This is a genomic window from Wolbachia endosymbiont of Atemnus politus (assembly GCF_013309895.1).
Map to the genome: position 1 here is coordinate 1 of NZ_JAAXCS010000012.1, position 18,734 is coordinate 18,734.

At 35.6% G+C, this 18,734-nt stretch carries 10 protein-coding genes; 8 read left to right on the plus strand and 2 right to left on the minus strand.

Annotation, left to right across the window (positions count from 1 at the left end; translation table 11 throughout):
• Window positions 1-238 precede the first annotated feature (238 nt).
• Window positions 239-1,807 (minus strand): lysine--tRNA ligase, encoded by a 1,569-nt coding sequence (locus HET73_RS01575; protein ID WP_174132784.1) that lies wholly within the window; start codon window positions 1,805-1,807, stop codon window positions 239-241.
• A 68-nt stretch (window positions 1,808-1,875) separates the two neighbouring features.
• On the opposite strand from HET73_RS01575, the gene HET73_RS01580 reads away from it, so the two are divergent.
• The 8 genes from HET73_RS01580 to rsmD all read left to right on the plus strand — a co-directional run bounded on the left by HET73_RS01580 (window position 1,876) and on the right by rsmD (window position 17,402).
• Window positions 1,876-2,172, plus strand: a complete 297-nt coding sequence (locus HET73_RS01580; RefSeq protein ID WP_174132785.1) for a type IV secretion system protein VirB3 — start codon at window positions 1,876-1,878, stop codon at window positions 2,170-2,172.
• Between the two features lie 9 nt (window positions 2,173-2,181).
• Window positions 2,182-4,587, plus strand: coding sequence for a VirB4 family type IV secretion/conjugal transfer ATPase (locus HET73_RS01585; RefSeq protein ID WP_174132786.1), 2,406 nt, complete (start codon window positions 2,182-2,184; stop codon window positions 4,585-4,587).
• Window positions 4,580-7,225: a TrbL/VirB6 family protein gene (locus HET73_RS01590; RefSeq protein ID WP_174133922.1), complete on the plus strand. Its 2,646-nt coding sequence runs from the start codon at window positions 4,580-4,582 to the stop codon at window positions 7,223-7,225. The genes HET73_RS01585 and HET73_RS01590 overlap by 8 nt, the downstream gene beginning before the upstream one ends.
• 40 nt (window positions 7,226-7,265) lie before the next feature.
• Entirely contained in the window at window positions 7,266-9,722 is a 2,457-nt protein-coding gene (locus HET73_RS01595) for a TrbL/VirB6 family protein (protein WP_174132788.1), read from the plus strand.
• Window positions 9,719-12,760 carry a TrbL/VirB6 family protein gene (locus tag HET73_RS01600; protein ID WP_174133923.1) on the plus strand — a complete coding sequence of 1,014 codons (3,042 nt, stop codon included), beginning with the start codon at window positions 9,719-9,721 and terminating at the stop codon, window positions 12,758-12,760. Before HET73_RS01595 ends, HET73_RS01600 begins: the two co-directional genes overlap by 4 nt.
• A 75-nt stretch (window positions 12,761-12,835) precedes the next feature.
• Window positions 12,836-16,135: a TrbL/VirB6 family protein gene (locus HET73_RS01605; RefSeq protein WP_174133924.1), complete on the plus strand. Its 3,300-nt coding sequence runs from the start codon at window positions 12,836-12,838 to the stop codon at window positions 16,133-16,135.
• The gene (locus HET73_RS01610) at window positions 16,095-16,760 is read left to right on the plus strand and encodes a WD_0853 family protein (RefSeq protein ID WP_410543540.1); all 666 of its coding nucleotides are present in this window, start codon (window positions 16,095-16,097) and stop codon (window positions 16,758-16,760) included. The genes HET73_RS01605 and HET73_RS01610 overlap by 41 nt, the downstream gene beginning before the upstream one ends.
• A 93-nt stretch (window positions 16,761-16,853) precedes the next feature.
• Window positions 16,854-17,402: a 16S rRNA (guanine(966)-N(2))-methyltransferase RsmD gene (gene rsmD, locus HET73_RS01615; RefSeq protein ID WP_174133151.1), complete on the plus strand. Its 549-nt coding sequence runs from the start codon at window positions 16,854-16,856 to the stop codon at window positions 17,400-17,402.
• A gap of 2 nt (window positions 17,403-17,404) precedes the next feature.
• Here rsmD and HET73_RS07805 read toward each other — a convergent pair.
• Window positions 17,405-18,734, minus strand: a 1,330-nt coding sequence (locus HET73_RS07805; protein WP_246209746.1) for a hypothetical protein, incomplete at its 5' end; no start/stop codon positions are given.

Sequence of the window (18,734 nt, forward strand, 5' to 3'; positions counted from 1 at the left end):
ATGAATATGCCAAGGAGAATGTAGGCACAGATTCTAAAATATTTAAACAACTCAAGTGTGCTAAAAAGCAAGAAAACTCTCAATCTAGGAATGATCTTTGTGATGTTTCTATTTCAGGCCATTTGCCCAAAGCTCAAGGGCTTCAATAGATAATATTTAATTCCTTAACTTTTGAATTTCATCGAGGGAGAGGTCTGTGGATTCAGCTATAAAGTGCTCAAATGAAAGAAGATAAACTCTAAAGTGTACGTTCAGTAGCACTGTCTATAAGAGAAATCGTATTATCTATCCCATAAAGCTTTATAAAAGATCCCATTCTTGGCCCGGTTTTTTGGCCAAGCAGTGTTTCATACAGCAGCTGAAACCAATCGCGTAAGTTGCTGTAATTGTGTTTTTTTCCGATGGAAAAAACTTGAGATTGAATCTCTTCAGCAGTGGTTGTAACAGGTAGGGAATGCAGGGTATTCTTTAAATCTAGTAACGCTTCTTTCTCTTTTTCGTTTATAGCCTTGTACGCTTTTGTTGGCTTGATGAAATCATGATAATACCTAACTGCAAAATCTGAAAGCCTATCGAGCATTTTGTTATTTTCTGGTGGCACATAAGTGGATATAAAACCCCAAAGAATCCCTTTATTTTCAGCATTACAAGCTGCTGCTAGGTTTAAAAGCAATGAAAAACTTATACCTGAAGTTTCCACGTTTGGAACTTCGCCCTGGTGGATGTGCCATACAGGACTATCTATATCCTTTTCTTTGCTCTCATTATAACGTTTGACAAACTCCAGATATTCATCAGTTGATTTTGGTATCACGTCAAAATATAAACGTTTAGCTTTTTTGGGACTCTGAAAAATGTACAACGCTAAGCTCTCTGTTGGTGCGTAAGTGAGCCACTCTTCAATCGAAATACCATTTCCTTTTGATTTTGATATCTTCTTTCCTTCTTTATCAAGGAAAAACTCATAGCAAAACAGAAGAGGCGGCTTTTCTCCAAGTATTTTACATATTTGACTTGAAAGTATTGCAGATAGAGTCAAATCTTTTCCATGAGCTTCGTAATTGACTCCAAATGCGGCCCATCTCATTCCCCAATCCGGTTTCCATTGCAATTTGCATCTGCCTTTTGTCACCGGAGTTTCTATTTTTTCTCCATTTGCATCCTCGTATGTGATTGTTCCTTTATCTATATTCCTTTCAATTACTGGAACTTGTAAAACTTGAGAAGTTTTTGGGCATACTGGCAAGAAAGGGCTATAAGTTTGCTGCCTTTCCTCTCGGAATGATGGAAGCATGACATCCATCACTTTGTCATAATTTTTCAGCAAGAGTAAAAGTTTTTCGTCATAAATACCAGACTTATAGCACTCTGTAGCACTTCTAAATTCATACTCAAACTCAAATAGGTCAAGAAATTTACACAGCAATGAATTCATATGATGGCCATAACTTTCATGAGTGCCAAATGGGTCAGGTATTGTGGTTAAAGGCTTATTTAAATGCTCCCTTAGCATTTCCTGATTTGGTACATTGTCTGGTATTTTTCGCAAACCATCCATATCATCGGAGACTGCAATGATTTTGGTTTTTATGCCAGGAGCTATTCTCTTTAGTGCATTTGCAACAACTGTAGTGCGAAAAACTTCTCCAAAAGTACCAATATGTGGTAAACCTGAAGGTCCATAGCCAGTCTCAAATACTATCTCTTTTTTATTAGGAAACTCTTGTAATATTTTTTCTGCTTCTTGAAACGGCCAACTTGTCATCATTGAATTTAAATTAGTTATCTTACATAAAGTGCCACTCATTTCAATGGATTTTTAATTAATGATGTAGTATTAGTGTTAGAGCTATTAATTAGAAGGTTAAAAAAAATATGTCCACAGGCAGCATACAAACAGATCAATTGTTTAAAGGTCTTACAAGACCTGCAATGCTTTTTGGTGTGAGTTACATGTTTGCAATATTAAACGTTCTAATTTGCATGCTAATTTTCATTAATTCAAATGATCTTAGAATAATTCTTCTGGTGTTACCAGGCATACACGGACTTGGTTATATAGCTTCTGCAAAAGAACCATTGTTTATTGAATTATTTATGGTAAAATTGGGAAAATGCTCCAAGTGTTTAAATCGTTTTTATCATGGAGCTAATTCTTATGACATTACTTAATGTTATGCAATGCTGAGATTTAGACCTATTCAATCAAAGAATAAATCTATTCTAAGCAGGGAGGTTCACGCTGCTGAATTCATTCCTTATTCTTGCTATTGGAATGGCACGACCTTAATAACAAAGCAAAATTGGCTGGTTAAGTTTATAAAATTAAATGGCTTTGCGTTTGAAACAGCTGATGATGAAGATCTGGTAATACAGAACAATATCAGAAATCAGATGCTGAGAAGCATTTCATCTCCAGCATTTAGTTTATATTTTCATACTATCAGGCGTAAGAAAAATATTTTTTCTGATGAATTTGCAAGTCAAAATTTGCCAAACTTTTTTGCTAATCATGTAAATCTAAAATGGAGAGGGAAACATGCAACAAGGCAATCGTTTATTAATGACTTATACATTACAATTATTCGTAGAGCGGACACAAAAGGAGTAGAGTTTCTATCACATCTACTAAAAAAATTCGGGCATGTGACTTCAAAACATGCTTGGGAAAGCGATATGCGCGCTACTTATGAAGATTTAGAAGAAACAACAAATCGTGTAGTAACGAGCCTTAGAAATTATTCGCCTAAGATTCTTGGAGTAAAAGAAACTCCAAATGGTCTATTCTGCGAAATGATGGAATTTCTATCTAGAATTGTGAATTGTGGTTTCGTGACAAACACACTTCTTCCACTAGGAACTGGAATATCAAGATACTTACCGGTGCATAGGTTATTTTTTGGCCACAAGATGATACAGGTTGTGACTCATAATGAGAGTAAATACGCTGGAATAGTTAGTATCAAAGAGTATGGAAATAATACTTCTGCAGGTATGCTCGATTATTTTTTACAACTTCCCTACGAGTTCATCATCACGCAGTCTTTCCAATTTACAAACAGGCAGATGGCAATTGCAAAAATGCAGATACAGCAAAATCGGATGATACAATCTGCAGACAAAGCTATCTCTCAAATAGCAGAAATCTCTCATGCACTCGATGATGCAATGAGTGGTAAGATTGCATTTGGTGAACATCACTTAACTATCCTATGTATAGAGAAAAGCCCTAAATCATTGGATAATGCTTTGTCGTTGGTAGAATCAGAGCTTTCTAATTGTGGTGTTTACCCTATTCGTGAAAGAGTTAACCTTGAACCAGCATTTTGGGCACAAATTCCTGGTAATTTTGATTACATAGTGAGAAAAGGTACGATAAGTAGTCTTAATTTGGCTGGCTTTGCATCTCAACATAATTATCCTACTGGTAATAAATTCAATAACCACTGGGGAGATGCTGTTACAGTTTTTGACACAACATCTGGTACGCCATTTTTCTTTAACTTTCATATAAGAGATGTTGGGCATACTATGATAATTGGTCCAACTGGTGCTGGTAAAACTGTTTTAATGAATTTCTTGTGTGCTCAGGCAATGAAATTTTCTCCAAGAATATTCTTTTTTGATAAAGATCGCGGTGCAGAAATTTTCTTAAGGGCACTTGGTGGTATATATACTCTAATAGAACCAAGAACCAAAACAAATTTTAATCCTCTGCAACTAGATGATACTCCTAATAATAGAACATTTTTAATGGAGTGGATAAAGTCTTTAATCTCGGTATACAATGATAAGTTCACTTCAGAAGATATTGCACGAATTAATGATGCAATTGAAGGAAATTTTAAATTAAGAAAAGAAGACAGATTTCTAAGAAATCTCGTACCATTTTTAGGGCTTGCTGGCCCTGATACTCTAGCCGGGGCAATATCTATGTGGCATGGTGATGGCTCTCATGCTGCAGTATTTGATAATAAAGAAGATTTGCTAGATTTTTCAAAAGCAAGGATATTTGGCTTTGAAATGGCTAGCTTACTCAAGGATCCCGTTGCTCTTGGACCAGTCTTGATTTATTTGTTTCATAGGATTAGTATATCTCTTGATGGCACACCATCTATTATTGTTCTTGATGAGGCATGGGCGTTAATAGATAACCCAGTTTTTGCACCTAAGATAAAAGACTGGTTGAAAGTGCTGAGAAAATTAAATGCTTTTGTGATTTTCGCTACTCAGAGTGTTGAAGATGCAAGTAAAAGTGCTATTAGTGATACACTTGTACAGCAAACAGCAACACAAATTTTTTTGCCAAATCTGAAAGCTACTAGTGTATACCGGGATGTTTTTATGTTAACTGAGCGTGAGTACATACTAATTAAGCACACAGACCCAAGTACTAGATTTTTCTTGGTAAAACAAGGAATCAATGCTGTGGTAGCTAGAATAGACTTAAAAGACTTAGATGATATAGTCAACGTGTTATCTGGACGTGCAGAAAGTGTTCTACTGTTACATGATATACTAAAAGAGGTCGGAGATGACCCAAAAGTATGGTTGCCTATATTCTATCAGAAGGTAAAAAATGTTTAAGACTAAGCTGTCATTGCTATTAATTGCAATATTTTTGTTAAATATAGATTTTTTACTCTCATATCCAGTATTTGCAGATGAAATAAGTGGTACTGATAAGACGGAGTTTGTCAGCAGGTTTAATTCTACTGGCAGTTTCAGTCGTGCCTCTAATCCTGACTGTGGAGCGTTTAAAACGGCTGCAGCACTTGCTGGAATAGCGATTGCTGTTGGTGCAATATTTACTGGTATTGTTTTGATCATTTCTTCTGCTGGTTTGTTTACTGCTCTTGTTATTATTGGAATGATAGCTGCAATCGTTGGAGTCTGGAAAGCGATAGGAGGACTTGTTGTTTGTGAACATAGTTTTGTTAGACATCCAGTTGCGCGTGATCATGATGGAAAGTATAAAGATTGTACATTAGAAGACACGAATTATAGTACACTCACAAATAAAAACTATCAAACAGAAGATGAATATTTTTCTGCATTACAAGGAAAATCAGGAAAAGATGGAAGACAGACAGAAAAAGAAATTTTAAACTCTACTGGCTGGAATGTTGTTAATGTCGATAGAGAACACTATTACTGGCCAAAAAACGGTGTGCAATACAGTGAATATATAGAAGTTTGCCATAGAAATCCTTTGACATTTGGCAACCTTTTTACAAGTAATATAGATTTTGATGTCAGGGAGAAAGACACTGGATATGTAGATGGATCATGGTCTTCAAGGGTTGATGGTGATCTGGAATGTAAAGTTCTTAAAGCTGGACAGAGCGAAACCATACATGGATCAACATTCAAAGCAGTGAGAAGAGCAGGCAGGTTGTGTGTGGAGTTAGATAGTGTTAGTACGCTTGGTATCAAAATGACTCCTTGGCCACAAGGAGTTGATATGGGATGCACAGAATTGCCACCTGATCCAATTGCTCCTATGTGTGAAAAATCTGAGATGATTTTCAAAGATAAGGCCAGTGGTACTACTGATAAGCCAATAGAAATTGATCCCAATAAAGATTATAAAACTACTATAAGAGATAAGGAAAAAGAAGGAAAAATTTTTGTAGGTTACAACAATAAAGGCTGTTTTAGTTCGTATGTTTCTGAAGCTTGCTATAATCAAGCGGGAAGTAAATCATTAGCTCCTATCCCTGTGACTTCCATGATAGTGCAGTGCATTAAGGAGTCGTTAGATAATTTAGTGGCAGGTATTGATTCAAGTGGTGAACCACTTAAGGACAAAGATAGACATAGGAAGGGTAGTTTCTTGTCTGTGGCACAAAAAAGGCTGAAAAACACCATAACTGCTGTTCTGGTTCTAGCTTTAATACTGTTTTCTATAAAAGCTATGTCTGGTGGAGTTCGCAGTCCTCAAGAAATGTACATGTTAATCATTAAATTCGCTTTAGTAATTTACTTCACAACAGGCAGTACCATGTCTCATTATTACGGGGAACTAACAAAGCTTTCAAATGGCTTGTCTGAAATAGTATTAAAAGCATCATCTGAAAGTAAAGGTATATGTAATTATGAAGCAGGTACAGATTATGAATACATGCGTCATGGGAAGAAAATATCTTACAGTTATCTTGCACCTTGGGACAGGCTTGATTGTAGAATTTTATTTTACTTAGGTGCACCTTTAGATGGAATTGGTGGCAAAATTGGTACCGGGAGTGTAGGAATATTAGCTGTTTTACTAGGTGCTGCTCCTCCTTTATTAGTTGCAGGTTCGATAATAGGTATCATTTTTGCTGGCGGGCAGATTTTAGTAGCTCTTGTTGTTATATTCATGGCCGTTTTGATGATGATGGTTATTTTGTGGATGTGCTATGTGTTTATTTTATCTTTAGTTGCTTTAAGTGTAATTGTTATCCTATCGCCTTTGTTTATTCCTATGGTTTTATTCCAACACACTAAAGGATACTTTGATGGATGGCTAAAGGAACTAATCACCTATAGCTTATACCCGGTTATGCTTTTTGCGTTTTTGTCCTTTATGTTCATAGCATGTGATAAAATCTATTTTAAAAATTTGAAATTTGAATCGGATAAGCTATATGAAGAGAATCAAGCAGAAACCTCAGATAGTAAGAAAAAACAATGGTTTAAGTTGAACGATGGTGGATGTAATAATAATGAAACTACTCTTGCATGTATGATGCAAAATTATAGCTTTAAAAAGAGCAGCATACTCGGTCTATTCGATTTTACATATATGGAGTTTGGCAGTTCTCTTATCGGAGAATTGTTAAAACTAGCTCTAATATTATTCCTGTTCTATCACTTCTTAAATATTCTTCCTGAAATGGCTGCAGAACTTTCTGGTAATTACAGGGCAAAACTCGGTTCTGGTGCTACACCTGGAAAAATGATGTCCAAAGCTTTCTCTGCGGCTAAAGCTATCGCTGGAGCTGTTGGTAAAGCCAGCTCTGGAGACGCTGCCGGGGCTGCTAAAGAAGGCAAGCAGGCAAGGGATGATGTGGGAGATCTTGCATCTGGAAATGCAGGAGATAATAGTGGATCATCTCCTGCAGGAGGTGCTGCTGATGCCGCTGGAGGGGCTATTAAAGAGGCTACTAGTGAAGCTATTAAAGCCGCTGGAAGTGAAGGCGGTAATTCCGGAGGTACTGGTGGTACTGGTCAAAATGGATAACAGGTGCTTAAAAGTTCAAGTAACCAAAATTTGGTAAGCTATGCGTAAGCTTTTATTAATAGTGACATTCTTTTTGCTATCCGGTTGTGATGATCATTGTATTAAGCCAGAAAGTTTGTCAGGCTTGCGCGAGAAGTTAGATGTAGTGTCAACAGAGCAGAAGTGGGTTGATTCTGGTGTTAATATCTCAGATAGAGTAAAGGTAACAGAGATTAATATAGTGCCTAGCAAGATTAATTTTTGTCCTAATCAGTATGAAGATTTTGCAATTCGACCTGGGAAAAATGACGTTACATTATCGAAATTTGCGCTTAAAGCTGGTGATTCGATAAGCTTTAGTGTTATTGGAAGTAAAGTGTGTAGAGATAAAGAGGATAATGCAAAAATCAGGTATGTAAAAATTGATAAAGAGTGCAGCGAAAAAGAAGACGAGTATTTTGCACATGTTTTAAATCAAAATGAATGTCAAAAACATGAGAAAGGATATAAGGATAGAGAAGGTCAATACATGATATGTCCTAATAAGTATGTTGTAGGTAATACACAATGGTTAAACGGAAAAGAATATTGGAGTTCAGATTTTTCAAAATCAGATCAAGATGAAAAGGAGAAGGAGATTAAAAATATTGTCAAATCTATAAAACAACAAGAAAGAAATATAGACTGTAACGGGCTTTCAGACAGTCAGAAAGGTGAAATAGATACGCACATTTTGAATTTACTCTGCGGACGTATATGTAAATTTTCTTCCGGTAGCCGTGACAGTAATTGTGTGTATGTTGAATATAATAGTATAGAAGGAAAGATATTCCAGTCCATTAATAATGCTAGTGGTAAATCTGATGTTGAAGCTATTAGTAAAATACTAATTAAGGAAAAGCAGATAAAAACTGATATTACGCTACTAAGTATTAAAATGGATGATGAGAATTTTGAACGCATTCCAACAGGTGGCATATGTACTAGTTGTGATCATAAGATGGAGAATGACCATCAAATACCAAGTTTAACTTTTAGTCTATGTAGCAGAAATGACAAGAGCTGCTACAATACAAATGACAAAGGCGGGTTCAACATAAGAGTAACGAAGAACCATAGTCTGGAAAATAGCTTGTATATAAGTGTTTCCGATAAATTCCCTGAGCATAAGCCTGGTGAAGATCAGAGAGATATACCCGTAGATATTAGCAAAGTTCATGATATTCAGTATATGGAGGGCTTGAAAGACAAGTTAAAAGACAAAAACGGCACCATATATTACGGGATAAGAAACCATGGTTGTGATTATAAAGAAAATGAAGGTCAGTTTAGCATTAGTCTGACGACCAAAGAGCCACCTGTGAAAACCTTTAGTGCAATCTATAATTTTTTTGATGAGAAGGTGAAAACTGCATTTTTTGGCTCTGGCTACAAAAACACCGACGCAATTCACTCTGATACTAGTCCTGTAAAGTCCCTTTACGAAAGTTTTATAAAGTCAAGCAGAACAAATACCATTAGATCTACGATAATATCGCTGTTAGTATTATATATAGTCTTATATACCCTTTACTACTTTTTTGGGTTAACTCATGTTTCTATATATGAATTTTTAATTATATGCGTAAAGATAGGAATTATTACCCAATTGTTGCAGGATAATAGCTGGGACTTTTTTTATAACAACGCATTTTCTATTTTTATCAACACTCCAAAGCAGTTAATAGGAATAGCAAACTTCAGAGACACGACATCAAATGTTTTTGAATTCCTTGATTTGCCGTTGAATAGATTTTTGTCAGCACATTCAGTGTTATTAATAGTATCTCTTATATTCTCCGGTCCTTTGGGCATTGTATCTTTTTGCTTGGTGATTTGGGGTTTAATAACAGTGGTCTTAGCTATTTTTGACGTCCTATTTTCTTTTATCACGTCTATAGCAATAGTTGCGTTATTGCTTTCTTTAGCGCCTATCTTTATTATTTGCCTTCTATTTGCATATACTAGACAGATGTTTCACAACTGGGTTAAAAATTTAGCGAGATTTGCAATCCATCCAATAGTGCTTTTAATTTTTATATCACTGATAAGCCAAGTTATGGATTACATCATATATTCAGTGTTTGATTTTGAAGTCTGTTCTACATGCATACTTAGTATTAATCTAAAAATCTTTAACCCTTGTATCTTCTATGGGTATGCTTCCAAGTATGCGCCTAATATTACTGCTATGATGGCTTTTGTTATCTTGGGTCACGCTATGAAAGCTTTAGTTGAAGCTTCTTCGGCAATATCTGACTCGTTGTTTGGTGTTTATGTGCAAAACGAACCTGGAAAAGAATATCAACAAAGCTTAATGGGAACAGTAGGGTTAGATGAACAAAGCGTTCAAAGAAGAGGAGCAGAAGGCGGAAGAGGAGGAAGTGCTTCTCAACAGTCAGGTACGTCAAGACCTCAAATACCACAAGAGACTCAAAGGTCAACGCCTCAGATACCACAACCAGGAAAACAGCAATGATAAGTAAAAGATCACTATTATTGATACTGTGTCTTGCAATCACTGGTTGTACTATGGATTGTGTTGAGCCTGGGTTACAGAGCAGAAACACCAGCGTTAATGTGGATGTTCCAGTTCATAAAGCAGATGAAGGAGTTAAAATTCATTGGGTTGATTCTGGTCAAGTAATGAGTAAGGGTGAGGGTGAGAAAATCAAATTTACCCTCGACGGATCAGTAAATTTTTGCCCTCCTGAAAAAGGCAAAAATCCAAGAAAAGTACTTGTACCTGCTGTATTTTGTGCTGATGATTCAATACCAGATTACGAAAAAGCTAAAGATATTAATAATGATAAGTTAACTAATAACTTTGGTCTTAACGAACAAGAGGTGTGTAAGGATAGGGGTTTTGGAAACAGTGAATCCTATAGTAGGAGACGTTATGTGGATACTGGAATAAAAGTAAATCCTGGTGATAGATTGAGCTTTAGCTTAGTTCCCAGAAAGATAACAATTGATTATAACAATCCAGAAGGAAAAAGCATCAGTTTTGATGATAATTGTTATGAAACTCAAGAAGGGGATGAAAAAGTGCTAGTGAGTGAAATACTGAGTATTAGTGAGAAAGAGGGAAAAGAATTTTTTTGTGAGGGCGAGGATGGAAAGAGAAATAAAGTAAAATTTTTACCTATTGATAAAACAAAAGCAAAGGAAAGCACAGTGCTAGTTGGTAACGGCTACACTCCATATGATAACAAGGTACATTTTAATAAAGGTTATATTCAAGACGAAAGTCCATGGATGAATGGTGCGTTGTTAGATTTTCGACGCGCGAAAATAGGGTTGAATGAGCTGTGTGATGGAAAAAACTGTGATCTTAACGAGATAAAAAAGTACAGCTCTTATGAGCTTAACTGTTACTATCAAAATATGTGCTATACTAGAAAAGGTATGCGGAACTATGGTTCAGGTCAAGCAGGAGAACAAAACTGTGTCTCTTCTATAAGATACAAAAAATATGATTATGATAATGAAAACGGCAAATGTGATATGTATTCTCACCTTAGAGAGGTTGAAGACAAGCTTAAGAAGATTAAAGAAAACAAAGAGGATCCAAAGCAGATTAACATTAATTTGACATCAAACACTGAAGAAGATATTTCCTGGGCTGAGGCTCTTGTTGCAAAAATTGGTGATCTTGATAATCAAGGTACTGCTAAAGGTATGCAATGTCTTCCAGATAATGAAGTAGGTGCAAGAAAGGATAATGTGTGTTCGCAAATTAGTGATAATTTTGAGGATTTTTCTTTAAGGTTGAACCATAATTATGAAGTAAATAAAGGTATAAAGTCCGGTAGTGATGTAATGCTTGCTATAGCAAGTAATGGCGAATACTACCTTCATAGAGGCGGATATCATGTTAAAGTAAGTAGATCATGTGAATACATTAATGGCGAAAAACTGTATGTGTATTTGGGTGATGAGCCACCTAAAGATTTGCATGGTGTGGGAACTAATGATTTCAAAGTGGTAGGAGTGAGAGAAAGAGTAGACGGAAAAGATGAGTACACCATATTAGATGTAATAAGCGGAAAACACTTTCAGAACGAAGAATCTAAGAAGATATATTTTGGTATTGATGTAAGCAACGTAGAGAGAGATGACATTACGGACAAAAATGGCAAATATTATGAAAATAATAAGTACACAGTAACTTTATTTGTCAAAAGAAAAATTAATGATTTTATTTCATCGAATGTAAACAACATATTTAACTTTATAAAAAAAGAAGTAATTGGGGACAGCGTTAAAAATTCATACAAAGGATATGCAAAAGGTCTTCTTCAAGGAGTAAGAGCTTTGCTTACTCTATACGTTATATTTACTGTTGTTGGCTACATGCTTGGAACGGTACAGCTAAGTAAATTTGACTTTATTGTAAGGATGATGAAGATAGCATTTATAGCTTTTGCTTTTAGTGATAGAAGCTGGGAACTCTTTGGTACAACTTTATCCAAACTTTTTGTAGATGGTAGCACTTATTTAGTTGATAGTTTTTCTGGCTATGTAGGAGAAGGAGGTAAAAAATTTGCGTTCTTAGACTTAACAGCAGGAGTTACAGGAGAAACATGGCTGAAGTTTTTATCATTAATGCTCGCTGGTCCTTTTGGTTTTATCGCTTTTCTTATAATACTCCATGCTAGTTTTGTATTCTTAAAATGCATTATTAGCGCTACATTTAAATATGTGATATCTACTATTCTAGTAGCGTTTTTGCTGTCGTTAACACCTCTATTCATCGTGTTTATTTTATTCCAACAAACTAAATCCCTGTTTGATAACTGGATAAAAACTCTGGCTCATGTTGCAGTACAACCAGTCATTTTATTTTCATCTTTATCCGTTTTGAATCAATTAATGTATTCAGTTTTGTATAACCTAACAAACTTTTCTGCATGCTACCAATGTTTAATTAGCATAAATTTCTTATCGTATGATCTCTGTCTTATAAAATCAATATTACCTCTCGGATACAGTCCTGGTACTAGCGTTGATGTTGCATTAAGTAATGGGGGGAAAACTGGTGGACACTTTGCAGCATTACCTATAGATCTAATCCAGGCATTCATATATCTCATTATTGCTAGCGCAATGGAAGTTTTTGTTTCTGTATCAGAGATAATGGCACAAGCACTATTCGGCTCTGGCTTTGGGGTTGCTCAAAGTGTTGGTAAGGTTGCTGAAAAAGCATCACAAGCTATGCTGTCAGCTGTTGGACTCGATGATAAGACTCAGAATATGATACAGGGAATCAAGCAGAGAATGGGTAAAGATCGAACACAAATTGAGGCTAAGTTGCCTTCAACGCAATCTGAAACACCAAAGCAGCCAGGTAAACAAGAGGATTCTGGTAAAACAATGAAGAAAAATTCTAGAAGCTCTAAGCCTGAAGCACCAAAACAATCAGAGCAACAAGAAAGTTCTGATGAAATAAGAAGAAGTGATCCTAGTATTAAAGCTGAAAATGAAAAAAGAAAAAAGGAGGATGATAATACATAGGTGATATCATGGAGTAACTAATTAAAAAGATATTTTAAGTAAAGTTTTATTTCTATATTTGGAAAAAATTTAGATATGCAGTTACGCTTAGGCAAATTTTGGTTTAGGGTATTACTTCTTGCAGCTTATATGCTGATCACAGGTTGTAGTAAGAATGATATGCCTTTTCCAAGGTGCATATCTGCTGACTATTTTGGTCCTAAACCTATTGCAGTAAGCGCTCATTTTTCAAGCGACCACGATGCGTTTATTCCAGGAGATGGAGAAGTTATTGATCCTGAAACTGGCGAAATTAATTATGGTTTTCACCATAACCAAGTGGTGAAGTGGGAGGATACCGGACTCGAAACCAATGGAGATAGCTTAATAGTGCGAGTTAATGGTGCATGGACATCTTGGAGTAATAATAACAAGAAGGAATCTAAAAAAGGCAGTTATACCTTACAAAGCTTGGAGCAGCTGAAATATGCAACCAAATTCGAAGGCAAACAAGGCGATAATAGCTTGCCTGACTTTCACTTGGTTTGCAATGATTATAAACCTAGCATACAAAAATTTTCAAGTAAGCCTAATCCAAGTTGCACTGTAGATTGCAAGTGCATTAATGAAGATGATAGCGCAAATACAGTATCACGTGGTGCTCCATGTTGGTTTACCAATGGTCATGGTGCTTATCTTTTATTTAGAAGAACTTTTACAGATAAGGATGGTAAGAAGACTACGGAACAAAGTCCTAACGAAAGTTTGAAATCTATGCGCAATCCTCAATCTCCTACTGTGCATCTAGGTTATAACTCTGTAGCAGAAGATGGGAGCGGACTTTTTACTTTAGAGAGAGATAGCACTAGATTAAAAGACAGGAATTGTAATCCGGTAAAGTTACAAAAAGGATGGAAAATATATGTAAAAATATTAGATAGATATTACTTAGATAATGTGGGCGGCTATTCTTTTGAATTTTTGAGTGGAGTGCAGAAACCCAGTACCTTTGGATTTTTTGATTACGTTTATAACTACCTAAAATGTGTACTGTTGATTAACGAAAATTGCAAAGAGCATTTTGACAGTAACGATCCTGCAGCTGCACAAGCTATGTTTCAAAACATAGCTGAGAAAAGTACGAGCTTTCACAATTTTGTTCTTTCCTTGCTTGTATTATTTATAGTGATTTCGTCGCTTCTTTATCTTTTTGGCATGATACGAGAAACTAAGCATGATATGCTCATCAGGATGATGAAAATCACTCTAGTAATAGTGCTTATATCTCCTGGAAGTTTTAGATTTTTCTATGATCATTTTCTTGTTTTATTCGTCAAAGGCCTTGAACAGCTGATAAGTATAATTACTCGTTTTGCTCCTAATATGAATACAGATGCTAATTGGGATTCTGTCAAAGCCGGTGAAGAGGCCCGTGTTAAATTGTTTAGCTTTATGGAGGACATGTTCAACAAGTTTTTTGCTTACTCTGTTTGGAAAAAATTTGCGGCATTTTTACATTACCAAATGTGGGCGAGCATTCTTATGATACCGGCAATTCTCATAGGGATCGCTTTATACTTCCTGCTTTGTGTATATGCTTACATAATATTCCTTTCTGGTTTTATGGGTATAGCTTTTCTTGTAGCTATAATGCCACTGTTCCTAATCTCTATTTTATTTTCGCCGCTGAAAAGTCTATTTGAAGGTTGGATAAAATTCTGCATCAGCTTTTGTTTACAGTCGATTATGATATTTACTCTCTTGTCATTGTTGGCTTCGATGATAATGAACACCTTTTATAGGCAGTTAGGTTTTACTGTATGCTACAATAAATGGTTTGAAGTAAGGTTGTGTGTTCCAAAATGGGTATTTGGCGGTTTTTGTATCATTGATAAGCAGTACTTTGGTTGGACTCCAGGGCAAATTTTTGTGCCTTACACTATTGGAGAAGCTTCTCCGCTGAACGTAGATAAAGATATAGAAGGCATAGAAAAATTGAGTAGAGAAGGTGGTACAATAAAATTTACTGGTGGCGCTGGCTATATCCCTCTTCCACCGGATTACATTAATAAAGGTTTTCGTTATATAGATTATCCTTTCTTTAACCCAGTTCCTGGCACTAAAGATAATCCAGCAGATCATTATATAGCAGAAAGTGATATGGTGGTTAATGCTGGTTGTAGTGAAAATGAAAAAGATCTAGTGCGTTTAACAAATAGTTTGTTACATGCGTCAGAAAAGGCTGGTATCTTGTTGTGGATAGGTAGTATAGATAGGAAGATAGATGGCGGCGGTCTTAGTGAAATAATAAGGCGCTATTGTCAATCTACACAAGATAAATGCAGCAATTACTGGGAAATAATAGATGATTACAGAAAAGGTATCATAAGATCAGATCTAAAAAGCGAAATAAAGTCTTTAGTGCAAGGTGTAATTACGCAAAGTGCAAGCTGCCAATCAGAGAATTTTTATGTGGTAAATAAGAATTATCAAGAAAATAGCGATTACCAAAGGGTACAAGACATACAGAGAGGTTATTTAATCAATGTGGGGGAAATCTTTATATTGTTCTTGCTTTCATTCTTAATGTTCACCTTACGCACGTTCGTACAACAAATGGGCTCAAGTATTGCCGGTGGTGGATATAGTGTTTACACTATATCTAGTATGTATCAAGCATCTCCTTTAGCTGGTGCAGCAGAAGGGTTAAAGCAGCAGTGGCAGAATTTTGCTGGTGGAAAACTAGAGTCTTTAGGCAATTGGGCTACTCATTTACCGGATAGATTAGCTGGAGGTACAGCTAATCTGCTGGGCAGGATACCAAGAGTTGGAGGTGTGCTGAAATACGCTATTGATGTGCCGCGTAAACTTGTAGGTGCTACTATTGAAGCAACAAAATTTGCAACCTCGCCTGAAAATGATGTCGACAAGCTTGAGGAAAAAATTTACAAAGCATTTGGAGTTGATAAAGAAGATATTACACATAGAAGAATTGGTAGATATTTAGATTATTATAAAGGATATGTGGGGTCACATTTGGGTTACACAATAGAAGATGCTATGAAATTTACTTGGAAGCATGGTGTCGATTCTATAGGAAAGCATGGCTATAACCATAATCTACTCTATAGAGCAAAATCGCATAGGCGGGAATTTTTAGATAAACTTCATGATTACACCATAGGCCGTAAAAGAAAGCCAGAAAGACATAAAGATGAAGATGGTAGTAATCAATCAAGTGCGCCGGAATTACCAAAACCTGGTGAGCCAAGTTCAGGGACATCAGATAAATCCTTAAGGGATCCGTCAAGAGATGAGAACCAGCCAGATGAGTCAATAAAAAGAAGTGTACCGGATGAGCCAAGAGATAGGAATAAGGATAACAATGAAAGTTAGTAAAAAAAATTTCAAAGGGTTTGATCATTATAAATTGCAGCAGGACAAAGACGGTAACGTAAAGTTAAATGACTACGATGACATTTTAAATGCACGCAGGGCAAGGGTGGACTTGTTGCTAGATAGCACCGAGCAAGATGACATCAATCTTTCAAAGCTCAATAAAGCCCTTAGTGAGAAACTCGTAGATAATAGAGAATTATTGTCTGAATTTGACAAGGAGGATCAAGAAATTGCTCAGGAAGAACTCAAGATGTTTAATGTTTTAGACAATCTTGATAATCTCGCAGACATTAAAAGTGAAGATCTATTAGAGGTTAGTTTATTACTATCAGATCTTAGCTTCGTAGAGAGAAATGTTATACTGAATACCGATCAGAATTCTGATCTAGTAGGATTTAAAGACCTATTTATTGAAAAAAAAGCATCCGGTGAAGAGTATAGTGACGAAGAATGTAAAAGCTTTCTCGATAACATAGATAAAATCAACACTATAATTAAGTTGGAGTTAGAAAGCAGAATTGAAGGGATAAATCATGATGAAAGAAACGGCCATGATGATTTACGAGATGAGATTGGTCATGTAATAAGTACAGTAAATAATAAATCAAAGAAGAGTAATTGATGATCTTGTATCTGCAACTTTCTCCCTAATTAAAGTCGTATTGACATTAATCATGCATTGTTAAATAGTTAGTTACTTTGGAGCCCTTTTAGTATGTTGCGTGTTATTGCAGGGAAATATCGTGGAAGAAAAATAGTCACAGGCAAGCATTTAGCCGCACGACCAACTATGAGTATTGTCCGAGAGGCGATATTTAATATGCTCTCCTCAAAAAAGCCTATTTATAACTTAAATGTACTTGATTTATTCTGTGGGAGTGGTTCTTTTTCATTTGAAGCGCTTTCTCGCGGTGCTAAACATGCATTCATGGTAGATTCAGACTATTACAATTTGCAACTGCCTAAAAAAACAGCAGAAGATTTTGGAATTGCGGATCATGTTACGCTAATTTGTTGTAGTGCTAACAAATTGCCACAGCCTACTTCAAAGTGTGATGTAGTTTTTATAGACCCACCTTACAATAGTAATCTAGTTCACTCAACTTTAGACAGGTTAGCTCACTCAGGTTGGCTAAGTAATGATTCATTGATAATTCTAGAGATTAGAAAAAATGAAGATTTCGAATGTAATAAAAATTTTAGTGTGATCTTGGAGCGTACTTACGGTATAGCAAGAATAATTTTTCTTTCTCTATCAACTTGAACTTATATATATTTTTCGCCGATGGATTTCAATTCTATTTTTGTCAAGCTTCCAGAGAGACCACTTACAATGTATTTATTTAGATCAAATTCTCCGTTAAGTCCATTTATTATTAAATGTTTATGTGCTTCATCAATAAACTTATCTTCTACTTCTTTGTATCTTTTTGCATCACCGTTATCTTGACGATGAATCAAATGTTCTTTGTGATCAGTGTGAATATTCTTATTTCCGCAAGGTATTGTAGGATCATGTTCCAGTACTATATTTTTTCTAAGCTGCCCGGTTTTAGTAAACCGATCACTGAGTTTACCAGCAAGTTGAGCTGCTTGTGGAATTACAGTGTCACCTTTTCTGCCAGCAATTAGTACAGGGCATTTTGTGTTCTCTATGATCTCTTGTGAGTTAAATTCTAACTTACTACGTTTAAACCAAAAATTCAAGAATTTTGCAGGAAGCCGTCTTGTGAAAAAGTTTCCTATTCCATGAGGAAAGTTATTAGTTGCATCTTTAAGCGAACTATAAGAATTACTATGAATTAGCGTCAAATGAATGCCTTGATCTTCAAACCTTTTTAAAACTTCTGCTGCAATTCCTCCTCCAAGTGAGTTAGTGTCTAAGACTATATTATTTGGATGTATACCCTTTACAAGCAACATATTTACCATTGCCATTCCGGCCTGGACTAATTCCTCCCCATTTGTTAGAAAGTTATATAGTGCTACAATCTTTTTTCTTTCCAAAAGAAACTCTACAATATCTTCTATATCTTTATTTTTCGCTGATTCTTGATCGTAAGTTTCTGCATCCACTTCCTGAGTGTCACCTACAAGTTCTTTTTTGTAGAGCTTTATCCACTCAGGGCTGACTTCATTTTCCAAAAAGCTTTTGATTCTATGTACAACAAACTTTTTCTTGATAAAGTCAAAAAACACCCATAAGCAAACTACAACAAAACATACAGTAGCCAAAATTAATAGTACTACTGACGCAAAAACTAACCCCACAAGCACCTTTTTTGATTTTTGATTTTTATACGCCAAGTATAGCAATGCGGCAGAAACAGCGGACGAGATAGCGAAACATAACCATAGTGATACTATCTTCCTAGTGAATTGCCTTTCTTCGTTATTCAATTCTTCTTGAAAGAACTCTGGATTAACAATTCTAGAAAAATAAGGATAGTCAAAATAATACTTAACTAACTTGCTTTCTGGCTTCTCAAGAGCATCTTTGCCAAGTGCATTAAACTTAATACACCCAAATATTCCAAAAAAGTTTATTACATGTTTTGTGTTTTTCCTTAGCTTGGTATTACCCTTGGCATAATGA

What these genes read in the sequence shown, in the direction of transcription:
- HET73_RS01590 (WP_174133922.1), top strand. Translation starts at nt 4,580, where the DNA reads ATGTTTAAGACTAAGCTGTCATTGCTATTAATTGCAATATTTTTGTTA.
- HET73_RS01575 (WP_174132784.1), bottom strand. Translation starts at nt 1,807, where the DNA reads ATGAGTGGCACTTTATGTAAGATAACTAATTTAAATTCAATGATGACA.
- HET73_RS01610 (WP_410543540.1), top strand. Translation starts at nt 16,095, where the DNA reads ATGAGCCAAGAGATAGGAATAAGGATAACAATGAAAGTTAGTAAAAAA.
- HET73_RS01595 (WP_174132788.1), top strand. Translation starts at nt 7,266, where the DNA reads ATGCGTAAGCTTTTATTAATAGTGACATTCTTTTTGCTATCCGGTTGT.
- HET73_RS01605 (WP_174133924.1), top strand. Translation starts at nt 12,836, where the DNA reads ATGCAGTTACGCTTAGGCAAATTTTGGTTTAGGGTATTACTTCTTGCA.
- HET73_RS01585 (WP_174132786.1), top strand. Translation starts at nt 2,182, where the DNA reads ATGCTGAGATTTAGACCTATTCAATCAAAGAATAAATCTATTCTAAGC.
- HET73_RS01600 (WP_174133923.1), top strand. Translation starts at nt 9,719, where the DNA reads ATGATAAGTAAAAGATCACTATTATTGATACTGTGTCTTGCAATCACT.
- HET73_RS01580 (WP_174132785.1), top strand. Translation starts at nt 1,876, where the DNA reads ATGTCCACAGGCAGCATACAAACAGATCAATTGTTTAAAGGTCTTACA.
- rsmD (WP_174133151.1), top strand. Translation starts at nt 16,854, where the DNA reads ATGTTGCGTGTTATTGCAGGGAAATATCGTGGAAGAAAAATAGTCACA.